Source organism: Sphingomonas sp. G5 (assembly GCF_052660795.1).
Map to the genome: position 1 here is coordinate 1433471 of NZ_CP109660.1, position 18971 is coordinate 1452441.

General features: G+C 69.5%; 20 protein-coding genes. 6 read left to right on the forward strand and 14 right to left on the reverse strand.

Annotated features, from left to right (window positions below; genetic code table 11):
• Positions 1-49: 49 nt before the first annotated feature.
• Genes NE358_RS06930 through NE358_RS06945 form a run of 4 tightly spaced genes read right to left on the reverse strand, consistent with a single transcriptional unit; the run spans position 50 to position 4035 of the window.
• The gene (locus NE358_RS06930; protein ID WP_103209798.1) at positions 50-877 is read right to left on the reverse strand and encodes an ABC transporter ATP-binding protein; all 828 of its coding nucleotides are present in this window, start codon (positions 875-877) and stop codon (positions 50-52) included.
• The gene (locus NE358_RS06935) at positions 874-1932 is read right to left on the reverse strand and encodes a FecCD family ABC transporter permease (protein ID WP_180993466.1); all 1059 of its coding nucleotides are present in this window, start codon (positions 1930-1932) and stop codon (positions 874-876) included. Before NE358_RS06935 ends, NE358_RS06930 begins: the two co-directional genes overlap by 4 nt.
• Complete coding sequence (locus NE358_RS06940; protein WP_103209795.1) at positions 1929-2975, reverse strand: FecCD family ABC transporter permease; 1047 nt, start codon at positions 2973-2975, stop codon at positions 1929-1931. The genes NE358_RS06935 and NE358_RS06940 overlap by 4 nt, the downstream gene beginning before the upstream one ends.
• Before the next feature lie 25 nt (positions 2976-3000).
• A complete protein-coding gene (locus NE358_RS06945) occupies positions 3001-4035 on the reverse strand; it encodes an iron-siderophore ABC transporter substrate-binding protein (protein ID WP_141378204.1) in 1035 nt (344 codons plus the stop codon).
• A gap of 300 nt (positions 4036-4335) precedes the next feature.
• Between NE358_RS06945 and abc-f the strand changes: the two genes are divergently transcribed.
• On the forward strand, positions 4336-5934 hold the full coding sequence (gene abc-f, locus NE358_RS06950; protein ID WP_103210012.1) for a ribosomal protection-like ABC-F family protein: 1599 nt from the start codon (positions 4336-4338) through the stop codon (positions 5932-5934).
• A gap of 44 nt (positions 5935-5978) precedes the next feature.
• Here abc-f and NE358_RS06955 read toward each other — a convergent pair whose 3' ends face one another.
• From NE358_RS06955 to NE358_RS06975, 5 genes are all read right to left on the reverse strand, one after another.
• Positions 5979-6458 carry a GNAT family N-acetyltransferase gene (locus NE358_RS06955; RefSeq protein ID WP_141378203.1) on the reverse strand — a complete coding sequence of 160 codons (480 nt, stop codon included), beginning with the start codon at positions 6456-6458 and terminating at the stop codon, positions 5979-5981.
• A gap of 21 nt (positions 6459-6479) precedes the next feature.
• On the reverse strand, positions 6480-7376 hold the full coding sequence (locus NE358_RS06960; RefSeq protein WP_289942446.1) for an SURF1 family cytochrome oxidase biogenesis protein: 897 nt from the start codon (positions 7374-7376) through the stop codon (positions 6480-6482).
• 78 nt (positions 7377-7454) lie between these two features.
• Positions 7455-7661 (reverse strand): hypothetical protein, encoded by a 207-nt coding sequence (locus NE358_RS06965; protein WP_103209787.1) that lies wholly within the window; start codon positions 7659-7661, stop codon positions 7455-7457.
• Positions 7658-8029 carry a DUF3099 domain-containing protein gene (locus NE358_RS06970; protein ID WP_103209785.1) on the reverse strand — a complete coding sequence of 124 codons (372 nt, stop codon included), beginning with the start codon at positions 8027-8029 and terminating at the stop codon, positions 7658-7660. Before NE358_RS06970 ends, NE358_RS06965 begins: the two co-directional genes overlap by 4 nt.
• Positions 8030-8141: 112 nt before the next feature.
• On the reverse strand, positions 8142-8858 hold the full coding sequence (locus NE358_RS06975) for a DUF4190 domain-containing protein (protein ID WP_289942447.1): 717 nt from the start codon (positions 8856-8858) through the stop codon (positions 8142-8144).
• 134 nt (positions 8859-8992) lie between these two features.
• Here NE358_RS06975 and fabG point away from each other — a divergent pair, with 134 nt between their 5' ends.
• Positions 8993-9703: a 3-oxoacyl-ACP reductase FabG gene (fabG, locus tag NE358_RS06980; protein WP_103209782.1), complete on the forward strand. Its 711-nt coding sequence runs from the start codon at positions 8993-8995 to the stop codon at positions 9701-9703.
• 129 nt (positions 9704-9832) lie between these two features.
• On the opposite strand, the gene NE358_RS06985 is transcribed toward fabG, so the two are convergent.
• Together NE358_RS06985 and serB are read right to left on the reverse strand one after the other, a co-directional pair.
• On the reverse strand, positions 9833-10510 hold the full coding sequence (locus NE358_RS06985; protein WP_289942448.1) for an alpha/beta fold hydrolase: 678 nt from the start codon (positions 10508-10510) through the stop codon (positions 9833-9835).
• Between the two features lie 65 nt (positions 10511-10575).
• Positions 10576-11217 (reverse strand): phosphoserine phosphatase SerB, encoded by a 642-nt coding sequence (gene serB, locus NE358_RS06990; RefSeq protein WP_103210006.1) that lies wholly within the window; start codon positions 11215-11217, stop codon positions 10576-10578.
• Positions 11218-11379: 162 nt separating this feature from the next.
• On the opposite strand from serB, the gene NE358_RS06995 reads away from it, so the two are divergent.
• Positions 11380-11853 (forward strand): S-ribosylhomocysteine lyase, encoded by a 474-nt coding sequence (locus NE358_RS06995; RefSeq protein ID WP_103209777.1) that lies wholly within the window; start codon positions 11380-11382, stop codon positions 11851-11853.
• 167 nt (positions 11854-12020) lie between these two features.
• Here NE358_RS06995 and glgC read toward each other — a convergent pair whose 3' ends face one another.
• On the reverse strand, positions 12021-13265 hold the full coding sequence (gene glgC, locus NE358_RS07000) for a glucose-1-phosphate adenylyltransferase (protein ID WP_289942449.1): 1245 nt from the start codon (positions 13263-13265) through the stop codon (positions 12021-12023).
• A 76-nt stretch (positions 13266-13341) separates the two neighbouring features.
• Here glgC and glgA point away from each other — a divergent pair, with 76 nt between their 5' ends.
• The 3 genes from glgA to NE358_RS07015 all read left to right on the forward strand — a co-directional run bounded on the left by glgA (position 13342) and on the right by NE358_RS07015 (position 15829).
• Positions 13342-14532 carry a glycogen synthase gene (gene glgA / locus NE358_RS07005; protein WP_289942450.1) on the forward strand — a complete coding sequence of 397 codons (1191 nt, stop codon included), beginning with the start codon at positions 13342-13344 and terminating at the stop codon, positions 14530-14532.
• 133 nt (positions 14533-14665) lie between these two features.
• On the forward strand, positions 14666-15448 hold the full coding sequence (locus NE358_RS07010; RefSeq protein ID WP_103209770.1) for an ABC transporter ATP-binding protein: 783 nt from the start codon (positions 14666-14668) through the stop codon (positions 15446-15448).
• A gap of 129 nt (positions 15449-15577) precedes the next feature.
• Entirely contained in the window at positions 15578-15829 is a 252-nt protein-coding gene (locus tag NE358_RS07015; protein ID WP_013586710.1) for a type B 50S ribosomal protein L31, read from the forward strand.
• A 303-nt stretch (positions 15830-16132) separates the two neighbouring features.
• Here NE358_RS07015 and NE358_RS07020 read toward each other — a convergent pair whose 3' ends face one another.
• Both NE358_RS07020 and NE358_RS07025 read right to left on the reverse strand, forming a co-directional pair.
• Entirely contained in the window at positions 16133-16957 is an 825-nt protein-coding gene (locus NE358_RS07020; RefSeq protein ID WP_289942451.1) for a carbon-nitrogen hydrolase family protein, read from the reverse strand.
• A gap of 271 nt (positions 16958-17228) precedes the next feature.
• The gene (locus tag NE358_RS07025; protein ID WP_289942452.1) at positions 17229-18878 is read right to left on the reverse strand and encodes an HNH endonuclease signature motif containing protein; all 1650 of its coding nucleotides are present in this window, start codon (positions 18876-18878) and stop codon (positions 17229-17231) included.
• Between the last annotated feature and the right edge of the window lie 93 nt (positions 18879-18971).

The following is an 18971-nucleotide window of genomic DNA, read 5'->3' on the forward strand; positions in this document are numbered from 1 at the left end:
CACGACAGAAGCCCCGGCCGAGACCGGGGCTTCCGTCGTTCTCGGACCGTCAGGCCGTCTGCGCCTGCTCCGGCTCGGCCACCGTGTGATGCCGGCCGATCGGGATGACCATGGGCCGCCCGGTCAGCGGGTCGGGCACCACGCGGCTGTCGAGGCCGAAGACGCGGCGCACGGTGTCTTCGGTGAGGACCTCGGCGGGGTCTCCGGCCGCGATCACCTCGCCGTTCGCCATGGCCACGAGATGGTCGGCGTAGCGGGCGGCGAGGTTGAGGTCGTGGAGCACCATGGCCACGGTGGTGCCGCGATCGCGGTTGAGGTCGGCCAGCAGATCGAGCACGTCGATCTGGTGGCTGATGTCGAGGAAGGTCGTCGGCTCGTCGAGCAGCAGAACGTCGGTCTCTTGAGCCAGGGCCATCGCGATCCACACGCGTTGGCGCTGGCCACCGCTGAGCTCGTCGACGGGGCGGTCGGCGAGGTGCGCGACGTCGGTGGCGTCGAGGGCGCGTGCCACCGCGGCGTCGTCTGCGCTCGTCCAGCGCGACAGCGCGCCCTGATGGGGGTGACGGCCTCGGCTGACGAGATCGGACACGGCGATCCCGTCCGGAGCGATCGGCGACTGGGGAAGGAGCCCCAGCACGCGCGCGACCTGCTTGGTGGGTTGGCGGTGGATGGACTTGCCGTCGAGCAGCACCTGGCCCGCCGAGGGTGTGAGCAGGCGCGCCATGGCCTTGAGCAACGTCGACTTGCCGCACGCGTTCGCTCCGACGATGGTCGTCACCTTTCCCGGCGGGATCTGCAGGTCGAGGGAGTCGACGATGGTCCGGTCTCCGTAGCCGAGAGTGACGCCCTCGGCGATCAGGGAGCGCTCGACGGTCATAGCGTGGTTCCTCCGGTTCGGCTGCTGCGAACGAGCAGGTAGATGAGATACGGCGCCCCGAGAACGCCGGTGATCACGCCCACGGGCAGACGCGTGCCGAACGCGTACTGGGCGCAGAAGTCGGCCACGAGCACCAGCAGGGCGCCGACCAGACCCGCGGGCAGGATGGGGGAGCCGACCGGCCCGAGAAGACGGACGGCGATGGGGCCGGCCAGGAACGACACGAAGGCGATGGGGCCCGCGGCGGCCGTGCCGAAGGCCAGCAGGCCTACGGCGGCGACGATGAGCAGCAGCCGACTCCGCTCGACGGGGAGACCGACGGCGGCGGCGGTGTCATCGCCCATGCGGAGGATCTCGAGGCGGCCGGAGAGGCCGAGGAGAACCGGGGCGAGGACGACGACAGCGCCGGCGACCGGCAGGGCGCGGTCCCACGTCGCGTCGTTCAGGTTCCCGGTGATCCAGCGCATCGCGGCGGGGAGGTCGTATTCCGCGGCGCGCGCGATCACGTACGACACGACGGCCTGGCACATCGCCGCGACGCCGATGCCGACGAGGATCAGGCGTGCCCCCGAGCCGCCGTTGCGGTAGGCGAGCAGATAGATCGTGAGGGCGGCGACGAGGGCCGCGGCCATCGCGAGAAACGACACGGTCGTCTCGCCCATCCCGAAGACCACGATGCCGATGACGGCGGCGGCGCTCGCACCGGTGTTGATGCCGATGACGTCGGGACTCGCGAGAGCGTTGCGCAGCATCGACTGGAAGACCACGCCCCCCATTCCGAAGCACAGGCCCGTGCACAGTCCGGTCACCGCGCGGGGGAGCCGCAACTCGCCCACGGTGAACGACGCCCCCGGGACGCGTTGGCCGGTGAGGACACCCCACACCTCCACGGGGGAGTAGGCGGTCTGACCCAGCATGAGGGACAACGAGAACGCGCCGACGACGAGAAAGGTCAGGATGCCGGTGACCAGCACCCACTTGCGTCGACGACGCTTCCGGCCGTCGACGACGGACGCCAGGGCGGCCGGCGCGGGGGTGGTGAGCGAGCCGATCACAGCGCCCTCATCCTCTGTCGCCGAACCAGTGCGATGAAGAACGGTGCCCCCACCAGAGCGGTGACGATGCCGACCTCGATCTCCTCGGGACGCGCCACCACGCGGCCCACGACGTCGCCGAGCGTGAGGAGCACGGCACCGCCCAGCGCGGAGACGGGCAGCAGCCACCGGTGGTCGACGCCGACCAGCAAACGGACCATGTGGGGGACGACGAGCCCGACGAAGCCGATGGGACCGGCGACCGCGGTCGCGGCACCGCACAGGATTACAGCACCGCCGGTGGAGATCAGCCGGGCAGCGCGGACGCGAGCGCCCAGGCCTGCGGCGAGCTCGTCACCCAGAGCGAGCGTGTTCAGCGCCGTCGAACTCGCGAGGCAGATCAGCAGACCCGCGAGGAGGAAGGGCAGCACCTGCAGGATCGTCTCGAAGGTCGCCCCGCCGACGCCGCCGATCTGCCAGAAACGGAACTCGTTCATGACGTTGACGCGCGGGAGAAGGACTGCGCTCGTGAGCGAGCTGAACGCGACGGCGCTGACCGCGCCGGCGAGGGCGAGACGCAACGGTGTCGCCCCGCCCCGACCGAGCGAGCCGATCGCGTAGACCAGCACGGCGGCACCCGCGGCGCCGATCAACCCGACCCAGATGTAGGACGTCGCCGAGCCGAGCCCGAAGAAGGCGATGCCGACGACGATCGCCAGTCCGGCGCCGCCGTTGATGCCGAGGATCTGCGGGTCGGCGAGGGGGTTGCGGGTGGCCCCCTGCAGAACCGCACCCGAGACCGCGAGGGCTGCGCCGACGAGGATGGCGAGGACGGTTCGGGGAACCCGCTTCGCGACCGCGGCCGCCGAGGCGGTGTCGGTGGAACCGGTGAGTCCCGACCAGATGTCGGCGGCCGTGACGTCGCGCGCACCGAAGGTGACCGAGAGGATCGCCGCGACGACGAGCACGACGACGAGAGCGATGACACCGACAGCACGTCTCCGCCCCCAGTGACGCGGGCGAGCGTCGCCGGGGGCGGAGAGGGCCGGAGCGAGAGTGCTCATCGCTCCGACGGGTGAGGGATCGGCATCAGGACGAGGCCTTCGCCGCCGCAGCGCCCACGAGGCCGATGTACTCGTCGCCGTAGGTCGATCCGATGTTCAGCGGCGTCGGGGTGATGGCCGACGAGAGGGTGGAACCACTCGTGATCACGGCGATCGCTCCGTCGGCCACGGCCGGGATCTTCGACAGCAGCGGATCGGCCTGCATCGCGGCGATCATGCCGTCGCTGCCGTAGGCGACCATGACCTGCACGTCGGAGAAGTTCTCGATCTGCTCGGTGCTGGGGGTGAACCAGAAGGTCTTCGACGCGGCCGACTCCGAAGCGACGTAGGACGACGGGGCCAAGCCGAGCTCCTCGAGATAGCCCATGCGCGGGTCGAGCGTGTTGTAGAAGCCGAGCGTCGACAGGTTGGTCGGGTCGAAGTAGGTGAGGAGCGACTTCTTCCCGGCGATGGCGGGGTACTTCGCCGCTTCGTCCGTGATGTGCTTCTCTTTGTCGGCGACCATCTTCTCGGCCTCGTCCTTCAGCCCGAGAGCCGTCCCGTCGATGACGGTCATGTCCTGCCAGGTGGTGCCCCACGCGACGTCTTGGAAGGTGACGACCGGCGCGATCTTGCTCAGCGTGTCGTACTGCTCCTGGGTCATGCCGGAGTAGGCGGCGAGGATGACGTCGGGCCGAGCGTCGGAGATGGCCTCGTAGTCGTAGCCGTTGGTCTCGTCCATCAGGACGGGCGTCTGCGCGCCGAGCTCGGCGAGCTTGTCCTTCGTCCACGGGAGCAGGCCGTCACCGTCTTCGTCGCCGTAGATCACCTTGGGCATGGCGACGGGAACGACGCCGAGCGCCAGGGCGACGTCCTGGTTGCCCCAGTCGACCGTGACGACGCGCTCGGGCTTCGAGGCGATGGTCGTCTCGCCGAAGACGTTGGTGAGCGTCACGGGGAATGCGCCGTCCGCGGTGGAATCGTCGGAAGCGCCCGGGGCGGCTGCCGAGGTGCCGGCGCAGCCGGTCAGGACGAGGGCGGAACCGACGGCGAGTGCCGCCAGTGCGCGGAATCGGGACACGAAGAGCCTCCTGCGTGTTAGGTAAGGATAGGCTTAGTTTAGGTCAGTCCACGGAGCGAAAAGCAAACTCAGACGCCGCGGGATCGGCCGATCTCCTCGGCGTCGAGACACCCGCACAGCGAAGTCCTCGTCGTGTCGGGAAGTCGGCATCCGGACGAGTCGTCGTTCCATCGCAGCCTTTTCGAGCGCGCCGCCGCTGCGGTGCTGAACGCGCTGTCGGCGGGCATGCAGGAGCGCGTCTTATACTGAGTGGCTGGCCATGTCGGCCATTTCCCCATCTCCGAAGAACGGACGTTCGCTGTGCTCGCCGTGCACGACCTCGAGATCCGCGTGGGTGCCCGCGTGCTCATGTCCGATGTGGCGTTCCGCGTCTCCGACGGCGACAAGATCGGCCTTGTCGGGCGCAACGGCGCCGGTAAGACGACGCTGACGAAGGTGCTCGCCGGCGACCTCCTGCCCGCGAACGGCGGAGTCGACCGCTCGGGGGAGTTGGGCTACCTGCCCCAGGACCCCCGCTCGGGAGACCCTGAGATGCTCGCGCGCACCCGCATCCTCGACGCCCGCGGCCTGGGCTCTCTCGCCCTCGGCATGCACGAGGCGTCGATGGCGATGGGCGACGACGATCCCGCCGTGGCCGCCAAGGCGATGAAGAAGTACGCGAACTACACCGAGCGCTTCGAAGCGGCGGGCGGATACGCGGCCGAGGCGGAAGCGGCATCCATCGCCCACAACCTCTCTCTTCCCGACCGCATCCTCGATCAGCCGTTGAAGACCCTGTCGGGCGGTCAGCGTCGTCGCATCGAACTGGCGCGCATCCTCTTCTCCGACGCGCAGACCATGATCCTCGACGAGCCGACCAACCACCTCGACGCCGACAGTGTCGTGTGGCTGCGCGAGTTCCTCAAGGGCTACAAGGGCGGGCTCATCGTGATCTCGCACGACGTGGAACTCGTCGGCGAGACCGTCAACCGCGTTTTCTACCTGGATGCCAATCGCCAGGTCATCGACGTCTACAACATGAACTGGAAGAACTACCTGCGCCAGCGGGTGGCCGACGAGGAGCGCCGCAAGAAGGAGCGCGTCAACGTCGAGAAGAAGGCCACGGCCCTGCAGCTGCAGGCCGCGCGCTTCGGCGCGAAGGCCTCGAAGGCAGCGGCCGCGCACCAGATGGTCGCGCGCGCCGAGAAGATGCTCTCGGGCCTCGACGAGGTGCGTGCCGAAGAGCGCGTCGCGAAGCTGCGCTTCCCGAAGCCCGCGCCCTGCGGGAAGACTCCGCTCATGGCCTCCGGGCTCTCGAAGTCGTACGGCTCGCTCGAGATCTTCACCGACGTCGACCTCGCGATCGACCGCGGTTCGCGCGTGGTCATCCTGGGGCTCAACGGAGCCGGAAAGACCACGCTGCTGCGCATCCTCGCCGGCGTCGACCAGCCCGACACCGGCCAGCTCGAGCCCGGGCACGGTCTGAAGATCGGCTACTACGCCCAGGAGCACGAGAACCTCGACGTGAACCGTTCGGTGCTGGAGAACATGATGTCGTCGGCCCCGCACATCACCGCGACCGAGGCCCGCAAGGTGCTGGGATCGTTCCTGTTCGTCGGCGACGACGTGCTGAAGCCCGCGGGAGTGCTCTCCGGTGGCGAGAAGACGCGCCTGTCGCTCGCGACCCTCGTGGTCTCGTCGGCCAACATGCTGCTGCTCGACGAGCCCACGAACAACCTCGACCCCGCCTCGCGCGAAGAGATCCTGGGCGCCTTGTCGCACTACGAGGGCGCTGTCGTGCTCGTCTCGCACGACGAGGGCGCCGTCGAGGCGCTCAACCCCGAGCGCGTGCTCATCCTGCCCGACGGGGTCGAAGACATCTGGGGCCGCGACTACGCGGATCTGATCACCCTGGCGTAAGCCGAGCGCCGCCAAAAGCGGATGCCGTGGGTGCCGGCACGGCGTCACCTCTGCCGGGACAGCGCCCAGCGCATCCACACGGCATCCGTGCCGGGCCAGGGCGCGACATCGTCGCGAAATCCTTGGCGGAGGTAGAAGCCGCGGACGGTCGCGTTACCGATGTCGTACTCGGTGACGAGGTCGCCGCCGATGGCACGGGCGCGCTCCTTCCCGGCGTCGACGAGCCGCCGGCCCACACCCCGGTGCTGCTGATCGGGTGCGACGTAGAGCTTCCAGAGCACCAGATCGTTGCCCATCCGGTCGACTTCGCTCATTCCGATCACGGTGTCGTCACGGCAGGCGACATCGACGCGCTCCTCCCTGATCGCGGTGCCGATCGCCTCGTCGCTCCAGTAACGATCCAACCCGGCGACGACGTAGCCCGCGCCTCGCGTGGGGCCGTAGGTGGGCGGCCAGCTCAAAATCCCGATGAGTCGTACCGCGGCGAGGTCGTCGGCCGTGGCGGGGCGCACGATCGGGGTCATTCCGCCATCTTGCCGTTCCGCTCAGCGGGCGTCGAGCAGGGCGTCCTCGTCGTCGGCGTCTCGGTCCTTCGGGCGCTTGCGCGAGCGGTGCAGGGCGACCGGGTCGACGCGGCGGCGCTCACCCGTGGGGTTCTCGGGCGTCGGGACGGGTTCGATGAGCTCGTCGTCCTCGTCGTCGTCCTCTTCTCGGCGGAGCTTGCGCTCGTTGACGATGACATAGGTGATGAAGCCGAAGCCCATGACGGCGAAGAGGATCCATTGCACCGCGTACGACAGGTACGGACCCGGGTCGTTGCTCGGCGGGTCGACCGGGGCGGGCGCGGCGGCCGGAGCGGGGGACTCCGACATGAGCAGGCCGTAGGCGCCCTGCTCGATGGGGCCGGTCTGCTCCTCGACGAGTCCGAGATTGATCGTCGGCACCTGACCGGTCTCGGCGGTGCGGCCCGAGGTCGGGGCGGCCTCCTCGAGGCGCAGACGTACCTCGACCGTCACCTCGCCGGAAGGAGGCGCGGGGATGTCGTCGGGCTCCGACTGCTGGTTGCCGGGGGCGAGCCACCCGCGGTCGACGAGGAAGGTGCGACCGTCGTCGAGTCGGAACGGCACGAGCTGTTCGAAGGCCGCCGAGCCCCCGTGCGCGCGGTTTCTGACGAGCAGCTGCTCGTCGGTGAGGTACTGCCCCTGCATGCGCACGGGGCGCCACTCGTCGCCGGGGTTCAGCTCGGCGCCGGGAGCGAGCAGCTCGCCGAGGGGGACAGGGGTGGCGTCGTAGTTGTCGGCGACGAGCTGCAGTTGTTCGCTGCGCTCGGCGTTGCGCGAGAACTGCCAGTTCGAGAGGAACCCGCAGGCGATCGCGAAGAGGATCGCGATACCGACGTAGATGGCCCACCGTCCGGCCGCGGGCATCTCGCGCTCGCTCATCGTGCGCACCACCCGATGCACACGTTCATCTCGACCGAACCGACCACGTCTTCCAGGGTACGTCCGTCGGCGAGACGTTCACGCGCGTTCGCTCGACAGGGCGGCAACCTCGACGGGGAAGTCGCGGGCGCCGAGGAACGCGCGCAAGTAGGCCACGTGCTCGTCGCATGCGACCCAGGTCTTACGACGGTCGGCCGCGTGGATGCGCGGATTGCGCCAGTGGATCGACCAGACGGCGGCTTCTCGGCATCCGGCCCGCGAGCACTCGGCGGGCTCGTCGTTCACGAGCGATCGTCGCGCGGGGAATCGAGGCGCGGGGTCTCGGCGATACGGATGACGAGCGGGCCCTCGGCGGAGGCTGCGGGAGCGGGGGTGGCCGAGGGAGCTTCGAGCGCGCGTTCGGGAGCGATCGCCTCGGTGGAGCCCTGATCGGCACCGACGTTGGCGACGATGACGGCGAGGTAGGGCAGGAAGATCGCTCCGGCTGCGAACACGAAGGTGTACCAGCCGTAGGGGGTGATGACGGCCATCGCGATGAAGCACGCGATACGGATCCCCATCATCACCATGTACTTGGTGAAACGGGAATCGGCGTCCTCCCTCGGTGCCTTGGGGAGCGACGTCGCGGACTGAGCGGTGTGCGATGTCTTCACAGTGGTATCAGGGTACGCCCGTGGGGATGACACAGGGTGCGCCCTCGCGCCGACTCTTCGACATCGTGACAAGCCGCCAGACGCCTGAACGCCCGGCGGCCTATCGCGATTGTCACGCGCCGTAGCGCGAGCCGCTGGAACCGGCGCTGCCGGCGATGAGGATCGAGATCCCGATGATGAAGAGGATGACGAAAAGGAGGGTCACGTAGCCGACGATGACGCCCGCGAGGGCCATTCCGCGCCCGCGCTCGCCCCGCTCCTTGATCTGCTTGAGCGAGATGTGCCCCATGATGACACCGGCGATCGATCCGACCACCGGCAGGATGAGCACGAAACCGACGAGGGATGCCACGAGCGACACGATCGCGAGGACGTTGGTGCGCGCGGGGGCGGCGTAGGCGCCGCCGTACCCGTAGGCCGCGTTGGGCGTGCCGTAGGCGGGCTGTCCGTAGGTCGAGGTCGGGGGCTGGTTATACGCCGGGGCGCCGTAGGCGGGGGCGCCGTAGGCGGCGCCGGCGTCGGGCGCGGGCGTCGCGTAGGCGGGGGCGTCGGGCGCGGACGCCCCGTACGCCGGGGGTGCAGGTGTTCCGTAGGCCGGGGCTTCCGGCGCCGTGGCCTCGTACGGCGCAGCGCCGTACGCCGGAGAACCGTCCGCCGAAGGGCCGTCGGAGGGTGCCGCGGACGCCGACAGCCCTGCCGCCTCGTACGGGGTAGCCGGGGACGTCTCGGTCTGAGGAGCGTAGGGCGACGAGGGCTGCTCGCTGCCGTGCGTGTTGTCGGACCCGATGTGCTCGGGATGCTGCGGGTCGGTGGTGCGGTCGTCGCTCACGGGAGCCCCTTTCGTCGCGCGTTCGTCCAGCGTTCCAGCGGTGCCGACCCCGTGTCAAACCTCGGCGGGCGGGGCCGGGGAGTCGCCTCGGTAGGCTAGGGCGGTTCCGTCACCGCAAGCGCAGGAGTGTCACCATGTCCCAGGACCGCGTCGTCGTCGTCACCGGAGGAAACCGGGGCATCGGTCGAGCCATCGCCGAGCGTTTCGTCGCCGAGGGGTGGAAGGTCGCCGTGACCGCCCGCTCCGGTGAGGGCCCCGAGGGAACCCTGACCGTGCGCGCCGATGTGACGGACGCGGCCGCCGTGGACGCCGCCTTCACGCAGGTCGAGGCCGAGCTCGGTCCGATCGCGGTGGTCGTGGCGAATGCCGGCGTGACGAAGGACACCCTGCTGCTCCGCATGAGCGAGGACGACTTCGACAGCGTCGTGAACACCAATCTCGGTGGGGCCTTCCGCGTCGTCAAGCGCGCGTCGAAGGGCATGCTCAAGGCGCGCTGGGGGCGTGTCATCCTCATCTCGAGTGTCGTCGGGCTCTACGGTTCGGCCGGTCAGATCAACTACGCCGCATCGAAGAGCGCCCTCGTCGGCTTCGCCCGCTCGCTCACGCGCGAACTCGGCGGTCGCGGCATCACGGCGAACGTCGTCGCTCCGGGCTTCATCGAGACCGACATGACGGCCGAGCTCCCCGCCGACACCCAGGCCGAGTACAAGAAGAACATCCCCGCGGGGCGTTTCGCTTCTCCCGAGGAGGTCGCCGGCGTCGTCACCTGGCTCGCCGGTGACGACGCCGCGTACATCTCGGGTGCGGTGATTCCGGTCGACGGCGGTCTCGGCATGGGGCACTGAGGCCTCGGATGCACGCCGCCGGGCCCGGGTTGCACCCCAGTCGCCCGGGCGACTGGCGTGCTGACGACGCGGTACGCGCTTGTGGTCGAGCGCTACAGCGCTGGCCGTGAGCCCGGGACGGGACAGCTCTCACCGCACCGCGGCGACCAGTTTTTCTGCGAACCGCTCGGGCTGCGAGAACTGCGGCCAGTGGCCGGAATCGAGCGTGATGACTTCGACGTTCTCGATCTTGTCCACCTCTCGCGCGTAGGCGTCCCACTGAGAGAGCACGCGCGGGAAGGACTCCGCATCGAGCTGCCCCGACAGAATCGTCACGGGCACGGCGAAACGTCGCTCGTCGCTCAGCGTGATCGGTGAGCTCGGCACGCGGCCGGGCACGTCGACGACGTGCTCCGCGGTGCGCCGACGGGTCTCGTCGTCGATATCGGCGACGTCGTCGTCATCGAAGAAGTCCCACCCGGGGAAGGGTACGACGCCGTTCTCGACGGGGAACTCCGAGATCGTCGCCCCCGGATGCGGCACGATCGTGTCGACGAGGATGACGCGCGCGACCCGGTCGGGTCGGCGGTCAGCCGCGCCCCAGACGACGTTGCCGCCGCCCGAGTGCCCGACGAGGATCACGCGATCGCCGAGGCGGTCGATCTCTCGGGCGACCGCATCGACCCAGTCGTCGACGACCAGGTCGCCTACGGCCGGTCCGGGCAGAGTCAACGGGTACGGGCGATGGCCGGCCGCCTCCAGAGCGGGGGTGATGTCGTCCCACGACGACGCGTCGAGCCACAGACCGGGAACCAGGATGACGTCCATGCGGCGAGGGTAGAACGGACCTCCGACATCGGAAAGGGGGTCTTTCGGCGCGGGCGGCCCGGAAGTCAGCGGGGGAGCAGCGCGACGACCTGAGACAGATCGACGGCCCCCACGACGAGGTCCGCGCGCTCGCGCACCGCGGGTTTGGCGTTGAATGCCAGCCCCAGTCCCGCGGTCGCCATCATCTCGAGGTCGTTCGCGCCATCTCCGATCGCGAAGGTGAGAGGGAGGGAAACACCGAGCTCATCGGCCCAGCGGCGGAGCGTGTCGGCCTTGGCCCTGGCATCCACGATGTCTCCGTCGACCTCTCCCGTGAGGGCTCCGTCGACGGCCACGAGCCGGTTCGCGCGCCAGAGGTCGACGCCCAGGTCGGGAGCCACGGTGTCGAGAACCTCGTGGAACCCACCCGACACGACGCCCACGACCCCGCCGCGCTCGTGCACGGCGGCGATCAGCTCGCGCACGCCCGGGGTGGGGTCGATGCGCGCGATCGCCCGCTCGAACGCCTCGGTGGGTACGCCCGCCAGCGCGTGCACCCGCGAGCGCAGGCTCGTTGCGAAGTCGACCTCGCCGCGCATCGCGGCTTCGGTGGCGGCGGCCACCTCGGCCCCCCGGCCGGCCTCGTCGGCGAGGAGCTCGATGACCTCGTTGCGGATCAGCGTGGAATCGGCATCGAGGACGACGAGGAAACGGGCGGTCGCAGGCACGCGCTCCACGCTAGCGGTTCGAGGAGCGAGGCCCCGCCGGGTCACGTCCGCGCGGCTCGAAGACGCGGCTGCCTGCGTCGCACGGCGTCACGCGGGGTCTGCCGACGGTGAGCCCGCCGTAGGCTTCTGCGGTACCCCCGCTTCCTCAGAAGGGACCTCCTCATGGCCGACGTCGAAAGTTTCACCCTCGATCACACGGCGGTCCTGGCGCCGTACGTACGCCTCATCGGCACCGAGTCCGGGCCGCGCGGCGACGTCATCTCGAACTTCGACCTGCGTCTCGTGCAGCCGAACGAGCAGGAGATCCCCACCGCCGGGCTCCACACCATCGAGCACCTGCTCGCCAGCCTCGTGCGCGATCGCATCGACGGTCTGATCGACATCTCGCCGTTCGGCTGCCGCACCGGCTTCCACGTGATCATGTGGGGCGAGCCCGAGGTCGCGGCGCTCGTCGACGCCGTCTCCGATTCGCTGCGCGTGATCGTCGAGGAGGTCGAGTGGGACGACGTGCCGGGAACCGATGCGTTCAGCTGCGGCAACTACCGCGATCACAGCCTGCACACCGCGAAGGAGTGGTCGAAGGCCGTTCTCGCCAAGGGCATCTCGCGCGACGCGTTCGAGCGCGTGGGGGTCTGAAAGAGGGCTTCTCCGTGCGAGCGCGTCTCGCCCGACCCGCCTCATCGCGGATCTCACGTGACGCCGTCGAGCGCGTGGGGGTCTGAACCCCCCTCCCGATGCAGAAGAGGGGCGGTGACCAGTTCGGTCACCGCCCCTCTCGCATCCGAGGTCATCGGCCTCTGGGGTCACGCGTGGACGTGCACGTCCTTGCCGACGACGGTGATGCCGGTCTCGGTGACGGTGAATCCGCGGGCGAGGTCGCGCTCGCGGTCGACGCCGATGGTGGCACCGGGTTCGAGGACGACGTTCTTGTCGAGGATCGCGCGGTGGATGCGTGCTCCCGCGCCCACCTGCACGCTGTCGAAGAGCACCGAGTCGGTGATGGTTGAGCCACCCCCCGCGAGGGCCCACGGGCCGACGACGCTGCGCTCGAGGTGCGTTCCCGAGAGCACCGAACCGAGCGACACGATCGAGTCGATCGCGTTGCCGATGCGGCCAACCGAGTCGCGGACGAACTTCGCCGGCGGAGCGTTGAAGGTCTGCGAGTAGATCGGCCAGTCGTTGTTGTACAGGTTGAACACGGGCAGGGTCGAGATCAGGTCCATGTGCGCGTCGTAGAACGACTCGATCGTGCCGACATCGCGCCAGTAGGACTGGTCGCGCGGCGTCGAGCCGGGCACGTCGTTGCGGTTGAAGTCGTAGACGGCCGCCTCGCCGCGGTGCACGAAGTAGGGGACGATGTCGCCGCCCATGTCGTGCGCCGAGGTCGGCAGCTCGCCGTCGTGGGTGACGGCCTCGACCAGGGCGTCGGCGTCGAAGATGTAGTTGCCCATCGACGCGAGCACCTCGTGGGGAGCGTCGGCCAGCCCCTCGGGGTTCTGCGGCTTCTCGAGGAAGGCGCGGATCTTGGTGGGGTCGGTCGGGTCGGTGTCGATGACGCCGAACTGGTTCGCGAGAGAGATCGGTTGGCGGATGCCGGCGACCGTCGCCCGCGCGTCGGAGGCGATGTGGGCGTCGAGCATCTGCTTGAAGTCCATGCGGTACACGTGGTCGGCGCCGATCACGACGACGATGTCGGGCTTCTCGTCGCGGATCAGGTTCATCGACTGCAGGATCGCGTCGGCGGATCCGGAGAACCAGCGCTTTCCGAGTCGCTGCTGCGCCGGGACCGAGGCGACGTACGCGCCCAGCATGGGCGACATGCGCCACGTCTGGGAGATGTGCCGGTCGAGGCTGTGCGACTTGTACTGCGTCAGCACGACGAGCTGACGCAGGCCCGAATTGATGAGATTCGAGATCGCGAAGTCGATGAGGCGGTACTGACCGCCGAAGGGCACGGCGGGTTTGGCGCGGTCAGCCGTCAAGGGCATGAGTCGCTTTCCCTCGCCGCCGGCGAGGATGATTCCGAAGACCTTCGGCGCTGCAGGCATGGCACCACCCTAGGGCTCGGGGGAGCGGGCGGGAACACGTTCACGGCGCGTCTCGCCGTGTACTACGGTTCGTCTCATGCGCGTCGACATCGTGACCAAGGAGTACCCGCCGGAGATCTACGGCGGCGCCGGGGTCCACGCCACCGAACTCGTGAAAGCGCTGCGTGCCGAGGGCACCGAGGTGCAGGTCCGCGCGTTCGGCGCGTCGCGCGACGAGGCCGACACAACCTCGTACGGCGTCCCGACGGAGCTCGCGTCGGCGAACGGCGCCATCCAGACCCTCGGCACCGATCTCGCGATCGTCTCGGACATCGCCGGTGCCGACGTCGTGCACTCGCACACCTGGTACGCGAACTTCGCCGGTCACCTGGCATCCCTTCTCCACGGCATCCCGCACGTCGTCACCGCGCACAGCCTCGAGCCGCTCCGGCCGTGGAAGGCCGAGCAGCTCGGCGGCGGGTACGCGGTGTCGAGCTACATCGAGAAGACCGCGTACGAGGGGGCGGCGGCCGTCGTCGCCGTGAGTTCGGGTATGCGCGACGACATCCTGCGCAGCTATCCGTCGCTCGACCCCGACAAGGTGCGGGTCATCTACAACGGCATCGACACCGAGTCGTGGCATCCGGTGTCGGACGACGATTTCCTGCGGTCTCAGGGGATCGACCCTTCGCGGCCGTCCGTCGTCTTCGTGGGGCGCATCACCCGGCAGAAGGGCCTTCCCTACCTGCTGCGCGCGGCGGAGCAGCTGCCGCCCGAGGTGCAGCTGATCCTCTGCGCGGGCGCGCCCGACACCCCGCAGATCATGGCCGAGGTGCAGGAGCTCGTCCGGGGTCTGCAGGCCACCCGCGACGGAGTGGTGTGGATCGAGAGGCTGCTGCCGCGGCACGAGCTGTGCGCGATTCTCACGGCTGCGACGACGTTCGTCTGCCCCTCGGTGTACGAGCCGCTGGGGATCGTCAACCTCGAGGCCATGGCGTGCGGCGCCGCGGTCGTCGGAACGGCGACGGGCGGGATTCCCGAGGTCGTCGTCGACGGTGTCACCGGACGACTCGTGCCGATCGACCAGGTGCAGGACGGCACCGGGACGCCCGTGGATCCCGAGCGCTTCGTCGCCGACCTCGCCCGCGTGCTGACGGAGGTGTCGATGGATGCCGAGAAGGCCCGGACCTACGGACAGGCCGGTCGTCAGCGCGCGGTCGAGGACTTCAGTTGGGCTGCGATCGCCGAGACGACCGCGGCGCTTTACGCGGAGGTCGCGGGGAAGTAGAGCGGGTGTCTCCCGGTGTCTGTCGCGACGGTGTACGCGGAGTTCGCCGGGAGGGAGCATGAAGTCCTCCACCCGCCCTCCACAGGGCCGCGTGGCATCCGGTGCCGTCCGTCTCGGACAGTAGGCTAGACCTATGCCCCAGGTTCTCGAGTTCTCCGACGTCGTCGTCCGCCGGAACGCGCGGGACATCGTGTCCCACCTCGACTGGACGGTGTCGGATGACCAGCGCTGGGTCGTCCTCGGCCCGAACGGCGCGGGGAAAACGACTGTTCTGCAGCTCGCCGACACGCTGCTGCATCCGACGTCCGGTTCGGTGACGATCCTCGGCGAACGTCTCGGCCGTACCGACGTGTTCGAGCTGCGTCCCCGCATCGGTTTCGCATCTTCGGCGATGGCGCGTCGCGTACCCCCGGAGGAGAGCGTGCTCGACGTGGTGCTGACGGCGGCCTTCTCCGTCGTCGGGCGCTGGCGCGAGGCGTACGACGACATCGACGAGCGTCGCGCGCTGCGGGTGCTGGCCGAGTGGAAGCTCGACCACCTCGCCGACCGCACGTTCGGGACACTGAGCGACGGCGAGCAGAAGCGCGTGCAGATCGCCCGCGCTGTCATGACCGACCCCGAGCTTCTGCTGCTCGACGAGCCCACCGCGAGCCTCGACCTCGGTGCGCGCGAAGAGCTGCTGGCGTTGCTTTCGGGATACGCGCAAGCACCCACCACGCCGGCGATGGTGATGGTGACCCACCACGTCGAGGAGATTCCCGTCGGATTCACGCACGTGTTGCTTCTGCGTGACGGCGAGGCGGTGGCATCCGGGCCCCTCGACGAGGCTCTCACGGAGGAGAACCTGTCGAAGACGTTCGGTCTCGACATCACGCTCACGCACGAAGCGGGGCGCTGGGCTGCTCGCGCGTCCTGACCGGTCGCTGTCCGAGACCGTGACGGCGGCTCGGGTCGGGGCCTGGTAGACTCTTCCGTTGGTGCCATCGGCGCCGAAGACTTTGACGTCCTGGCAGAATCCAGGACACCACTTCTCAAAGGACCTCCCATGAAGACTGACATCCACCCCACGTACAAGGCCGTCGTGTTCCGCGACCTCGGTTCGGGCGACACGTTCCTCACCCGTTCGACCGTGTCCAGCGACAAGACGATCGAGCTGGATGGCGTGGAGTACCCCGTCATCGACGTGGAAATCTCGTCGGCTTCGCACCCGTTCTACACGGGCAAGCAGCGCATCATGGACTCGGCCGGTCGCGTCGAGAAGTTCAACCAGCGCTTCAAGAACTTCGGCGGTCGTTGATCCGCAGCGGTTTTCGCCGCGAAAGCCCCTCGTCCTTCGGGATGGGGGGCTTTGCGTGTTCCCGTGAGGACGTCGAAGGAACTCCGCTGGTCTCGGCAGCGCGCGGCGGTGTCTTCGGGCGGTGCAGCGCCGCCGGTCGGTGGCCCGGGCGGAGCGCGCATGACGTGCGGGCGATGCCGTCAGTCGCTGGGGAGCGCGCGGCGGTTCGGACGCGATTGCATGTGTGGCAGGGCCCGTTCGCGGCGCGGGCGGTCGGGACGCTGGTCGTTCCCACGTCGCGTCCCGTGACCGGTGCGGGGCGGGTCAGGCGCCGGTCGCTCGCGCGGTGCGTCCCGTGAGGTCGCCGGACCGCTCGAAGTCGCCCAGATCTTCTCGGCGGTCCGTCCACATCCGCTGATCTCGGCGGACGTCCTCCACGAGGGCGGGATCGATATCGGCGATGGCCAGCCCCTCGCGCTCGTCGACCGACGCGACGCGGCGCCCCAGGGGGTCGAAGACGGCCGAGCCGCCGATGAAGTCGCTCGGGGCGCCGATCAGGCCGCTGTAGACGACGTAGATGCCGTTGTCGAGAGCGCGCGCGGCGAGGTGGAGGTCTCGACGTCGCTCGCCGCCGGGGAAGTAGGCGCCGCTGTTGAGGTAGACGGTAGCTCCCGTCTCCGACGCAGCGGCGGCGTGCTCGGGGAAGTTCGCGTCGTAACAGACCGACAGTGCGAACTCGACATCGCGGATGCGGAACGAGTATCCCCGCGCGCCGGAGACGAAGATGGTGCGCTCGGGGGCGTGGAGGTGCTGCTTCGCGTACGCGGGGAGGGGCCGCGCGCCCGGAGCCAGCAGGACGTCGGTCAGCGTTCGACGGTGGCCATCGTCGAGCGCCGTGTTCACCACGGCGATGACGCCGGTCTCGTCGACGGCTTCCTGCAGGGGAGCGAGCCAGGTGAGGTCATCGAGGTTCGGCAGCGTGCCGCCGAAGGTGGCCTCGTCGTAGCCGGTCAGGAAGGCCTCGGGGAAGAGGACGAGTTCTGCTCCGGCTTCGGCGCTCTCGGCGACGAGCTGCGCGGAACGCGCGATGTTGAGCTCGACGGCGCCGGGGGTTGCTTCGGCCTGGACGGTGGCGATGCGGACGGTCACGGGAACAGTCTGGCCTGGCTGGGGCTGGGGTAGGGCTGCGACAGGGCTGGGGGGCTGGGGCTGGGGCAGGGGCAGGGCTGCGGCAGGGCTGGGGGATCGAAACAATATCCGGACCATTGCGCGACGGGCGTCATGGTCGGGGCAGCAAGGTGGCGCTGCGGCCGATGCCGGGCCCGGTGCCGCGGCACACGCCCCGGGGCGCGTCACGGGTGTCACGCATCGTGACGGCGCGGCATCCCGTTTCGTCACGAACGTCATTGCGGCTCGGTCACTAGAACGGCGGCGGATCCGTGCCGTATCTGCCACCCAGGGGTGAAATCCAGGCGGTGCGACCGTCCGCTCCACGATCGATGTCCCACCGGCTCTCATGACGCAGGCGATGGTGATGTCGGCATTTCGGGTCGAGGTTGTCGTCGTCCGTCGTACCGCCGTCGGCCCACGCGATGAGGTGGTCGATGTCGCAGTCCCGCGCCGCGCGGCCGCAGCCGGGGAAGACACAGCTGGGCGAGGTGACGCCGAGCCATCGCCGGAGGGCGACGGGTACACGGTACGTCTTGCGGTCGAGCATGAGCGGCGCGCCGGTGACGGGGTGGGTGAGGAGCCGGATCCACGAGGTCGCCGTGCCGGCCAGGCGCCGGGCCGTGTCGAGGTCGATCGGTCCGTACCCCTCGAGCGTGGCTGGCTGGGTGTCGTGGCCGAGAAGCGTCAGCGCGGGGATCGTGACGACGACGGTTGCCGGGGGAGTCGAGCGGAACGTGCGCGGGGAGTCGGGCTCGTGAGGCGCGCCGGGCCCATCGCCGGGTGCTTTCGACGCGTCTCCGGGCGAGGGAACGGTTGCCTGGGACCCCGACGGAACGGCTGCTGTCTGGGCGGGGCCCTCGGTCATCGTCACCAGGTCGGCGAAGGCATCGGCACGCAGCTGCGCGAGCGTCCGCTCTTCGTCGGTCGCAGCGCGCAAATGCCGGGCTACCTGATCGAGACGCGACATCACGGCGCGAGCGCGGTCGGCGGGCAGGAGCGCGTGCAGCGACGCCATGCCGTCGAGCTCGGCTCGCATCCACACGCCGCGGTCGTGTGCGGCCCGGCGGTGGCGCGCCTCGATCGACTCGGCGTGGACACGCTCGCGAATGGCGCGGGCGGTGACGGCGAACTTCGCCGGGGGTAGAGCCAATGCCTGCGGGCACGCTTCGTCGTCGAAGCGGTGGAAGGCGTCGGCATCGCCGGCGGGAAGAGTCGAGGCCAGACGGGCTGCGTCGACGGCGTGCTTCTCGGACAGGCGTCCCTCGGCGAAGGCCTTCCAGAGCTGCGGGCACCCGTCGGACAGCGTCCGCGCGTGGGCGGCCCTCGTGCGCACGGTCTGTTCGGAGAGGTGCAGGCGCACCGCGATCTCGGCGACGGCGGCACGTTCGGCGAGATCGATGCGGTCGCGTCGGACGGCGCCGGGCGTGCGGCCTCGGGCGTCGTGCCAGGCGCGATCGAGAGTGGGGTCAGGCCCGACCCACGGCGTCGGATCGAAGGCGGCGTCGTCGAGGATCGCCAGAATCAGGCGGTATTCGTCGGCGGTCGCCCGCTGCCGATCGGTGACGACGCATTCGAGATGTCCCAGGCGGGCGTCGAGGTCGGCGACCGATGCAGCTTCGCCGCCGAGCAGGTCGGTGATGTCGTCCCACTCCCAGGCTTCGTCGCCAGCGACGGCATCTGATCGGTTGGGCAGGTGCAGCGGTACGCCCCGCGGAGGAGCGGAAGGCGCGGAGTCCTTGGACGGGAGGTCGTCGTCGGTCCACCATTCGACATCGCCACCCTCGCGAAAAGCCGCCCATTCGGCTTCGCGCTCGAGCTCGTCGTCGCTCGGCCAGGGCGCCCCGTCGCACTCCCGGAACACCGGCGTCGACCGGTCTTCGGAGTGTGCGGTGCGGGTCATGGCAGAACGTTATCGCCGACCACCGACATTGACTTCCGCGGGGAAGGCACACGGTGAATCGCCCCCCTTCGACGAGTTGAGCGAGCGAGTCCG

Bases quoted from the DNA above. Each gene is read 5' to 3' on its own strand.
- NE358_RS06930 (WP_103209798.1), bottom strand. From the start codon at position 877: ATGACCGTCGAGCGCTCCCTGATCGCCGAGGGCGTCACTCTCGGCTAC.
- NE358_RS06940 (WP_103209795.1), bottom strand. From the start codon at position 2,975: ATGAGCACTCTCGCTCCGGCCCTCTCCGCCCCCGGCGACGCTCGCCCG.
- NE358_RS06955 (WP_141378203.1), bottom strand. From the start codon at position 6,458: ATGACCCCGATCGTGCGCCCCGCCACGGCCGACGACCTCGCCGCGGTA.
- NE358_RS06960 (WP_289942446.1), bottom strand. From the start codon at position 7,376: ATGAGCGAGCGCGAGATGCCCGCGGCCGGACGGTGGGCCATCTACGTC.
- fabG (WP_103209782.1), top strand. From the start codon at position 8,993: ATGTCCCAGGACCGCGTCGTCGTCGTCACCGGAGGAAACCGGGGCATC.
- NE358_RS06985 (WP_289942448.1), bottom strand. From the start codon at position 10,510: ATGGACGTCATCCTGGTTCCCGGTCTGTGGCTCGACGCGTCGTCGTGG.
- NE358_RS06995 (WP_103209777.1), top strand. From the start codon at position 11,380: ATGGCCGACGTCGAAAGTTTCACCCTCGATCACACGGCGGTCCTGGCG.
- glgC (WP_289942449.1), bottom strand. From the start codon at position 13,265: ATGCCTGCAGCGCCGAAGGTCTTCGGAATCATCCTCGCCGGCGGCGAG.
- glgA (WP_289942450.1), top strand. From the start codon at position 13,342: ATGCGCGTCGACATCGTGACCAAGGAGTACCCGCCGGAGATCTACGGC.
- NE358_RS07010 (WP_103209770.1), top strand. From the start codon at position 14,666: ATGCCCCAGGTTCTCGAGTTCTCCGACGTCGTCGTCCGCCGGAACGCG.
- NE358_RS07015 (WP_013586710.1), top strand. From the start codon at position 15,578: ATGAAGACTGACATCCACCCCACGTACAAGGCCGTCGTGTTCCGCGAC.
- NE358_RS07025 (WP_289942452.1), bottom strand. From the start codon at position 18,878: ATGACCCGCACCGCACACTCCGAAGACCGGTCGACGCCGGTGTTCCGG.